Genomic DNA, 9,170 nt, shown 5'->3' on the forward strand with positions numbered 1-9,170 from the left:
GAGGCCCCTATGGACTACGAAGTTCTCAAATTCATCTGGTGGGTTCTGATCGGTGTCCTGTTCATTGGCTTTGCCATAATGGACGGGTATGATCTGGGAACCGCCAACCTGCTGCCCTTCATGAGCAAAACCGACGAAGAGCGCCGTATCATGATCAATGCCGTCGCTCCTCACTGGGACGGTAACCAGGTCTGGCTGATCACTTCGGGTGGCGCACTCTTTGCGGCCTGGCCTAACGTTTATGCCACAGCCTTCTCTGGCTTTTACTGGGCTATGCTGCTGGTTCTGTTTGCACTGATTGTCCGTCCTCTGGCTTTTGATTATCGTTCCAAGGTAAAACCTGAGCAAACTAAATACTGTGACTGGGGGCTGTTTATCAGCGGTATAGTCCCTTCTCTGGTATTCGGCGTAGCCTTTGGCAACCTGTTTCAGGGCTTTGGCTTTAATCTGGACGACACCATGCGCTCTAGCTTTACCCAGGGCTTCTTTTCACTGCTGAATCCCTTTGCTCTTCTTTGTGGTGTTGTCAGTGTTTCTATGCTGACGATGCAGGGCTCTGTGTGGCAGAGCATGCGTTCTGGCAGTCCGATCAAAGAACGCGCAAGCATTGTCGCTCGTCTGTCTGCCCTGGCAACCATTGTCACCTTTGCACTGGCGGGTGTCTGGGTAGCCAATCTGCCCGGCTTTGAAGTTGTCAGCGGTCTGGTTATGAATGGCGAAGCCAACCCACTGACCAAAACGGTTCACATTGCAGACGCGGGCATCTGGCTGGCTAATTACACCAAGTACCCGATTATGCTGATTGCACCGGTCATGGGTTTTACTGGAGCCATCGGTGTCTTCCTGCTGGCTAAAAGCCGTCTTCACGGACTGACCTTTGCCTGCAGCTCAATCACTCAGGCTGGGATTATCATGACAGCCGGGTTCTCGCTGTTCCCGTTCATCCTGCCATCCAGCACCCACCCTAACGTCAGCCTGACGCTGTGGGATGCAACGTCCAGTTATCTGACGCTGGGTATCATGACAGTGGTTGCCCTGATCTTTGTTCCCATCATTCTGGGTTACACCATCTGGTGTTTCTACAAATTATGGGGCCGTATGACAGCAGAGCACCTTAACGAAAACACGCACTCACTGTACTAAGGAGGTCAGACTATGTGGTATTTTGCCTGGATTCTGGGCGTACTTCTGGCGTGTGCCTTTGGTATCATCAATGTCATGTGGTATGAATTTCACACCGATCATTTTGATGAAGAGACCGGGGAGCCAATCAACAAGGATTGATGTTGGTCTTTGGGAGTGATTCTTTGTTACTCCCAAACTCGATTTCAGTTCTTGGATATTCACAACAAAAAAGTAACGATTGAGAATCCTGACCTGAGGTCAGATCCAGTTGTTCGGAATGCATGACGCCACACTGATGCAAAGCAGCAATGTGCCGTTGTGCGCTGTGTACAATCGAGAAACGTAACTGTTTATTCATACAGCACTTTCGTATATGCTGCATATACATAAACAGGGTTGGTATTGATGACACTCATGGCTGAAGAACGTATAACAAGTGCTGAAGATTGTTGCGGTATGCGTTTAGAGGCCGGTTTATCACCAAAATCTCTTGAAACTACCAATATTGGCTCACCAAACCAGCGGTTTCAGCAACAGCAAGATCCTTGTATTGAGCATTGAGTACGCAGCTACTGCTGTTTCAGTTCACCCCTGTCTCGCATCTTACAAGTTAAGATCAGCAAGCAACTGAAAGCTGGTTGGGGCTACGCCGAGCATCTCGATTGCTCGGGTATAGTGCTTGAAACTCTGCACGCTGTGGACTGGAGCCAGCTTGACCTTAGTGAGCAGCTGGCATTGTTAAAAATGCAAAACAAAAGCTCCTGGTTTTACCGCAGAATATAATGTTCACATTCTGGTTTACTCTGAGCAGCATGAAGCGATGGAGTCGGCCATTTTCCACGAAAAACAGCTGAAGAAATCCTGATATACCTGATGCTTCGCGGCTCCGGTTATGGCAAGGCCATTGCCGAATTTTACGAAATTCCCTCAAACTCCGTGCAAAAGCAGCTTGTCCGGCTTAAAGAAGATGGTGTTTTGGTGAGTCACCTGATTGGTAAGGTCAGAGAATATCAGCTTAACTCCCGATATCCTTTCCTGTCACCATTGCAAGAACTACTTAAGTCGGCTCTACCTGCTTATCCGGATTCCATGATCCAGAACCTCACCATAACCAGAAGCCGCCCCAGAGCATCTGGCAAACCGACTGTCGCTATCCCACCAGGAGATCATTAATTTAAGGATTAAATCATGACAGATTTTAGTGGCACACTTATTATTGAACTGGCTGCCATTGTCGCCAATCATCTTAAGCAGCATGACATTCGAGTGGTTTTGGTGGGTGGTTTGGCCGTTGAAATTTACAGTGAAAATCTATACCTGACCAGAGATATTGATATGGTTAATATCAGCTACGACGCCTCAGAATCGTTGAAAGCCGCAATGGCTGAATCAGGATTCTTTAAACAAGGCAGCGTGTTTATCAATGAGTCAACGCAGATTTGTGTTGAGTTTCCTTCCGCGCCTCTCGCTATTGGAAACAAGATTGTTGAAGAAACCACTGTCGCTCATTCAGAGCAAGGCGACATACCCATTTTGTTTGCCTCCGATGTCATTAAAGATCGACTTCTGGCTTATTTTCACTGGCAAGACCGCCCCTCTCTGGTTCGGCCACTGGCCATTATGATTAACCATGAAGTCATAAGTAAATTCATGGCTTGTTACTGTTTAGTCGGTATCAATAGCTACCAATGTGGCATTGATTACCGGGAATGAGAGGAGCCCATTTAATTCGTTATGTGGCTAAAGAATATCAAAATCAAGAAATAATACTTTTGTCTAATTAACACCCATTTATATCTGTGCATAATTAACAGCTAACAGATTATAGATTTCATATAGAGGGGGTGCTATATGTATTCAACTGGTGATTTAGTTTCGTTAGCAACTGGTTTTTTTGGTGCAACTACTGGTTGCTCAGAAAATGTTTTGAGTGTTTATAGAAAAAAAAGTGGAAACCCAAAACTGCTTGGCTTATCACTAATTCCCACAAATGTAGATTTAATAGTAAATAAAGAAAATGAAGCATCTATTAATCTTCCTGCAAAAAGCCTTGCAGACAGAGCTGCTAAAGTCGCAACACCTTTAAGAAGAATTATTGCTCATGGTGCATCTTCTATGATGGTTACGGGACAAGAAGGTTTTAATTCAAACAACCCTTATTCAAAAGAAGCTAATATGAGTTTAATTTCTGGAATGGTATAATAATGAACAATTCCATTAAATTTATAAAACAACCATACATTATGCAGCCACATAAATCGGGTAAGAGCTGGTCTTTCTCCAGCTCCCCCCAAACCACACCGTCATGAGGGCCCTATTTGTTTGGCATAAAATATAAATTAACATCTTGGGTATTAATATGTCATCTAAAATAGACTGACTGATAAACCATACCTCTCCAGCCTCTCTGACCGCCCCCTGATTTGTAGGAAAAATCAGAAGAAGCGACAACTAACCTGACACAGGGGGTGCTAACCCGTGCTTAGCCAATCTTCATAACAAAACAAGGTAACTCGCTGATTTACCAAGAAAGAAAGTATGTAGAAAAGTGGACGATAAAGACTTAAACGACAAAGATTAAATATTTTCTACTGCTTGAAGGGAAGCTAGCTCTCATAGAGAACCAGTCTAAAAAAACGTCCGTTTTTTTAGACTGGCAGTCATTTCGTCAATAATCGACATAGCAGATGGTCGGCAAAGTTTAAGAGATACCTCCGCTTAATGTAGGACCAAAACGCGGGCTTTTTTAAAGCCCAGATGTTTCTATTTTCAAACCGGTGCAGCTAACAAAGGATTTGTCTATCAATATCATAGAAACAAACAATTATAAAAATATTCTCTAATTGTTAATCTACATTCGATAGGAAATGTCTAATAAAAAGTGTCTAAAAAAGAGAAAATGCGTCATGAAACCAAGTGATTTTTTTAAAGTCTCTGCACTGGCGGGTATTGTCGCCCTTAGTTTTGCACAAACTGCACTAAGTCAGGAAATGACCAAGCCTGGAGGCACTGTGGGTGTCGGTAAAATAATACCCAATCAAGCAAAATCTAACTTGTTCTGGTGGCCTAATCAGCTGGATCTAACCCCTCTGCGTGATCACGACTCACGTTCAAACCCTTTGGGTGAAGGTTTCAATTATAAGGAAGCCTTCAAAGCATTGGATATGGATGCACTGAAAAAAGATATTGATTCAGTACTCACTGATTCACAAGATTGGTGGCCTGCTGACTGGGGCAACTATGGTCCTTTCTTCATCCGCATGACCTGGCATGCAGCGGGCACTTACAGAACACTGGATGGGCGCGGTGGTGCAGGTGGCGGTCAACAACGTTTTAATCCACTAAACAGTTGGCCAGACAACGGTAACCTGGATAAAGCACGTCGCCTATTGTGGCCCGTTAAGCAAAAATACGGCGAAGCCATTTCCTGGGGCGATTTGATTGTTTTGGCGGGTAATGTCGCATTGGAAAATATGGGTTTTAAAACCTACGGATATGCCGCCGGTCGTGATGATGACTGGGAGCCGGATTTAGTTTACTGGGGCCCGGAAGTCGAAATGTTAGCAAGTGACCGTCGCAGTGAAAACGGTAAACTTAAAAAGCCTCTGGCAGCGGTTCATATGGGCCTGATTTATGTCAATCCGGAAGGTCCAGCCGGTGTACCCGATCCAAAAGCATCGGCAATCAATATTCGCGAATCATTTGGTCGCATGGCAATGAATGATGAAGAAACTCTGGCTCTGATAGCAGGAGGGCATACTTTTGGTAAAATGCACGGCGCTCACAAACCCAAAGATTGCGTAGGTCCTGAGCCAGGTGCTGCACCTATTGAGGAACAAGGCTTTGGCTGGAAAAACAAATGTGGTAAAGGTCACGCTGAAGATACAGTAACCAGTGGTTTAGAAGGAGCTTGGACCCAGTTACCCACTCGTTGGACATCGTTGTATCTGTCTAATTTACTGCAGTTTGACTGGAAACTCAGCACCAGTCCAGCAGGCGCAAAACAGTGGATTCCCACTGATGAATCGTTGCACAAAGCGGTGCCAGATGCCCATGTAGAAGGTAAATTCAACCCTCCAGTAATGACCACTGCTGACCTCGCCCTCAAAGAAGATCCGGCTTACCGCAAGATTGCTGAGCGCTTTCTAGAAGATCCCGAAGAGTACCGTCTGGCATTTGCGAAGGCATGGTACAAGCTGACTCACCGGGATATGGGACCTCGTGATAACTATCTGGGAGACGACTTCCCTAAAGAAGACCTAATTTGGCAGGATCCCATTGACAAGCCAGACTACAAATTGGTTTCGGAACATGACGTAAAGAAACTGAAAAAAGAAATTTTGAAATCAGGTTTAAGCGTATCTGAACTGGTGCGCGTTGCATGGGGGGCAGCAGCTTCCTATCGTGATTCAGACATGCGTGGTGGAGCCAATGGTGCCCGTATTGCTTTGGCACCTCAAAAAGACTGGGCAGTGAATAACCCTGCGGAAGTAAAAAAAGTCTTGGAAAAACTGCAAGTCGTCAAAGATGATTTCGACGGCTTTCGCAAGAAAATTTCACTAGCAGATTTAATTGTACTAGGCGGTGCCGCAGCAGTGGAAAAAGCGGCAAAAGACGCAGGTGTAATTGCAACAGTACCCTTTGTACCTGGTCGTGGCGATGCGACTCAGACACAAACCGACGTAAACTCCTTCAACCTGCTGAAACCGCAGGCAGATGGCTTCCGTAACTTCTATTCCAGTAATTATTACAGGTCACCTACTGAAGCTCTGGTGGACAAAGCCGATCAACTAGCCCTGACAGTGCCTGAAATGACTGTTCTGGTGGGTGGCTTACGTGTTCTGAATGCCAATACTGGTGGTAGTCTTCACGGAGTTTTTACGGATAAACCAGGCACTCTTAGCAACGACTTTTTCGTCAATCTGTTGGACATGTCTACCCGCTGGCTTAAAGCAGATACAGAAGGCGTTTATGAAGGTGTTGATCGTAAATCAGGTGAGGTGAAATACTCGGCGACACCGGTGGATTTGATTTTCGGTTCTAGTTCAGAGCTCAGGGCTGTGGCTGAAGTTTATGCCTTTGACAATGCCAAAGAGCGCTTTGTGAAAGACTTCATTGAAGCCTGGACCAAAGTAATGACAAATGACCGCTTTGATTTGCAATAAGCGACATCAACAGATAAGGCCGCATTTTGCAGCCTTATCTTAGGGGCGGTGTTTTTCAAGATAGCTGTCTGCCACTGCCAGCAAAGACAGCATTTGCTCCCGAGTGGGAACGCTGCCGTTATGCTGCCGAAATGCAGTCTGCACCAAGGTATTCAGCAACTCAAGGAGGCTAAACTGTTTCCTTATCTTCTTGCCGATAAAACTTATTCTTAAAAGAGCATCAGGAGATAAGATGGCTGGAAAAGTTATTAATTCGCTCAAAACCGTCTACAGGTCAGTCAAAAGCCTGACCTGAATCAACGGACTTACTTTTTCATCCAGGCCTCGGACCAGTGCAAACCAGTTCCCGGAGCGTAATACAAAGAAGACTGATTACACCAACCAGAGTACGGAAAAGGCTTGCACTGATAGACCCCGCCATCTGTGCCAAGAACAACTGTATCAGGCTGATAGGTACCTTTACCTTCCGGATACTTATATTCGTAATCCGGTGTCGGAAGGGGTGTGGGTGCGTTATCCGCTTTTATGACTGAAGTGGATGCTGAGTGTTTGGTGTCCGGAGCCCAGATACGATTGCTGAACAAGTTGCCTTCATCATACATCAAATGATCCATGTCCTGATGCCAGATACCAATGAAGGCTTTACCCCGATTGCGATCATTCACCTTCAGTGCCAACTCTGTGGTCCAAAGGTTAAAGTCGGCATTGCTGCTGGTAATTGCAATCTGCTCATCAGTCACTTCTTTACCTGTACCGTCAAAGAGTCGGAAGCGGACCGTATCACCTACTTCAGCAATATCGTGCCCGTTGCTCACAAAAGTTCCAACATTCACCAACTTAGGCATAGGATCTGGATCTGGCGAAGGTGTTGGAGGCGGTGTAACTCCACCACCGCTGAAAGTAATGTCTGAACAGTTATAGAATCCTTCACCCGCAGGATCAGCTCGCTGCCAACGCACATAAAGAATACCGGTACCGCTTCTTCCTTCGGGAATGTTGATATCCATCTCGAAATACCCGTTCACTACGGGCAGATCATCATGGCTGCTGATCAATTCGAGGTCTGACCAGTGCAACCGTTGTGAGGAAGAATCAAAGCCGGGTTTGGTCAGATAAATACGCCAGTAGCTGGGGTTGTGAGGTGCAGTTGCCCTGAATCTCAGTGTGTGAGTACCGGCAGACAATTCAGTCTTCTGCCATTCTGAGGAAGGAATATCCATGCCCGCTTTAGCGGCAGACCCAGCACTGCAAAGATTACCATCTGTCACAACTGACCTGACAGCTGCGTTATTATTATAATCAATGACATTAGCAGCAAACTCATTCTTCTGAACAAAAGGGTACGTCCCAGATTCCAAAAACGCAGCACGACAAGCTATATTGGGAATCGTGGAACCATCCTGATTACCCCAATACCCCCCATCATCTGCACAGATAGTCTGTCTTGCTTTAGGAAATTCAGTCCAGCCATGGCCAATAGCCATACTGGAAAACACGGCAGTGGTCAGCGATGCCACTCCGACAAAAGAAGTTTTTATCATTTTTATTATCATCTTCTACCCTGACAAAAGCCATAAAATATAAATACGACTTTCACATACTAATGCCAAAACAATGACAACAAAACCTGCGAATAATACCTACTAATACGCAATACTCTCAGCGAAAGCCGCACCGGAGAATTTCTGTGGAACAACAACTCTCTTTTTCAGACAGCAAGTTCACCCAGAAACAACGCGAAATCAGTCGAAAGCTTTTTCTGGAACTTATGAACACTTGGTTAATGGATATGAGTCTTGTTCTCTGAGAAGGAACATTGATTAACGGCACGATTATCGAGGTGCTAACATCGACAAAGAATAAAGCCAGACATTGTGATCACCTGTGCGGCCTCCTAAACTACATCAAGCTAGGAAAAGTAATCGACGACAGTTTGGCATAGCAGTAGCTGAGAAAAGGTTAGAGGAGTACATTGAACAATACAGCAAGGTTTACAATAGTAAATAATTCACACCATTGGTATTAATGTTCCATTTATACAAACCATTAGATTTGGCATAGAGTGTAAATTAACATCTTGGGTATTAATATGTCATCTAAAATAAACTGGCTGATAAATCACACCTCTCCAAGTTCTCTGGTGCTTCAGCGATGGCTAACGGAGAATGGTATCGACTATTCTCTGGCTCAAAAATATGCCAAGAGCGGCTGGCTGAAGAGGCTCAGCTCTGGTGTTTACTATCGCCCAGAGCCCAGTGGCGAGATTAAACCTGACTGGCCAGATGCATTACAAGCCCTGACTCAACAGTTACAGTTGCCAATACACCTTGCAGGTCTTAGCAGTCTGACTCACCAGGGACTTGGTCATTACCTGCAACTGAATTCAGAACAAGTCTGGGTCGGTACCAAAAATAAGCAAATCCTGCCTAAATGGTTTCGAGAATTTTCCGAACAGCCTTGGTTATATAGTGGGAACCACAAGCTTTTTGAACTCACCGACAGAGATTTCACGAAAGTGACAGTAAAAGGAAAGGAGATCAAAGCCAGCCGCCCGGAACTCGCAGCTTATGAAGTGGTCGACGCTAAACACTTTATATGGAATCTCAATTCGAGACAGTGAAACATTAGTTGCAATGGGGCGTGTTATTGGCGATGGAGTATGTAATTTCGAAATCGTAGACGTTGCGGTAGATCCGAGTTACCAAGGTCAGGGTCTGGGACGAAAAGTCATGGAATATATAGATAGCTATTTGTCCTCCGTCGCACTCGGTAACTTCCAGGTACATATGTTTCAATGATTGCTGATGAGCCAGAATTCTATCAAAAACTAGCAGCCTGTCGGACTTAAGGCTGTCCTACTGCGGTTGCAATAAATTGGTC

General features: G+C 45.2%; 9 protein-coding genes and 2 pseudogenes. 10 read left to right on the forward strand and 1 reads right to left on the reverse strand.

What is annotated here, in order from left to right:
• The first annotated feature begins 9 nt into the window (after positions 1-9).
• The 8 genes and pseudogenes from cydB to katG all read left to right on the forward strand — a co-directional run bounded on the left by cydB (position 10) and on the right by katG (position 6,290).
• Complete coding sequence (cydB, locus tag KDK19_RS22870) at positions 10-1,143, forward strand: cytochrome d ubiquinol oxidase subunit II (protein WP_257293028.1); 1,134 nt, start codon at positions 10-12, stop codon at positions 1,141-1,143.
• A gap of 12 nt (positions 1,144-1,155) precedes the next feature.
• Positions 1,156-1,284: a cytochrome bd-I oxidase subunit CydX gene (cydX, locus tag KDK19_RS22875; protein ID WP_257279717.1), complete on the forward strand. Its 129-nt coding sequence runs from the start codon at positions 1,156-1,158 to the stop codon at positions 1,282-1,284.
• Positions 1,285-1,539: 255 nt separating this feature from the next.
• Positions 1,540-1,686 (forward strand): hypothetical protein, encoded by a 147-nt coding sequence (locus KDK19_RS22880; RefSeq protein WP_257279720.1) that lies wholly within the window; start codon positions 1,540-1,542, stop codon positions 1,684-1,686.
• Between the two features lie 15 nt (positions 1,687-1,701).
• Positions 1,702-1,908 (forward strand): annotated as a pseudogene (gene traN / locus KDK19_RS24670) (conjugal transfer protein TraN); the annotation flags it as partial.
• Positions 1,909-1,998: 90 nt separating this feature from the next.
• Positions 1,999-2,298: a hypothetical protein gene (locus KDK19_RS22885; protein WP_257279721.1), complete on the forward strand. Its 300-nt coding sequence runs from the start codon at positions 1,999-2,001 to the stop codon at positions 2,296-2,298.
• A 15-nt stretch (positions 2,299-2,313) separates the two neighbouring features.
• Positions 2,314-2,838 (forward strand): hypothetical protein, encoded by a 525-nt coding sequence (locus KDK19_RS22890; protein WP_257279722.1) that lies wholly within the window; start codon positions 2,314-2,316, stop codon positions 2,836-2,838.
• A gap of 138 nt (positions 2,839-2,976) precedes the next feature.
• A complete protein-coding gene (locus tag KDK19_RS22895; protein ID WP_257279723.1) occupies positions 2,977-3,327 on the forward strand; it encodes a hypothetical protein in 351 nt (116 codons plus the stop codon).
• A gap of 788 nt (positions 3,328-4,115) precedes the next feature.
• Positions 4,116-6,290, forward strand: a complete 2,175-nt coding sequence (katG, locus tag KDK19_RS22900) for a catalase/peroxidase HPI (protein WP_257293030.1) — start codon at positions 4,116-4,118, stop codon at positions 6,288-6,290.
• 305 nt (positions 6,291-6,595) lie between these two features.
• Here the strand turns inward: katG and KDK19_RS22905 are convergent, their stop codons facing one another.
• On the reverse strand, positions 6,596-7,831 hold the full coding sequence (locus tag KDK19_RS22905) for a lytic polysaccharide monooxygenase (protein WP_257293029.1): 1,236 nt from the start codon (positions 7,829-7,831) through the stop codon (positions 6,596-6,598).
• A gap of 548 nt (positions 7,832-8,379) precedes the next feature.
• On the opposite strand from KDK19_RS22905, the pseudogene KDK19_RS22910 reads away from it, so the two are divergent.
• Both KDK19_RS22910 and KDK19_RS24675 read left to right on the forward strand, forming a co-directional pair.
• Positions 8,380-8,874 (forward strand): annotated as a pseudogene (locus KDK19_RS22910) (AbiEi antitoxin N-terminal domain-containing protein); the annotation flags it as partial.
• Positions 8,875-8,923: 49 nt separating this feature from the next.
• The gene (locus tag KDK19_RS24675; protein WP_368736492.1) at positions 8,924-9,088 is read left to right on the forward strand and encodes a GNAT family N-acetyltransferase; all 165 of its coding nucleotides are present in this window, start codon (positions 8,924-8,926) and stop codon (positions 9,086-9,088) included.
• The last annotated feature ends 82 nt before the right edge of the window (positions 9,089-9,170 follow it).

This window comes from Endozoicomonas sp. ONNA1 (assembly GCF_024606325.1).
Lineage (GTDB): Bacteria > Pseudomonadota > Gammaproteobacteria > Pseudomonadales > Endozoicomonadaceae > Endozoicomonas_A.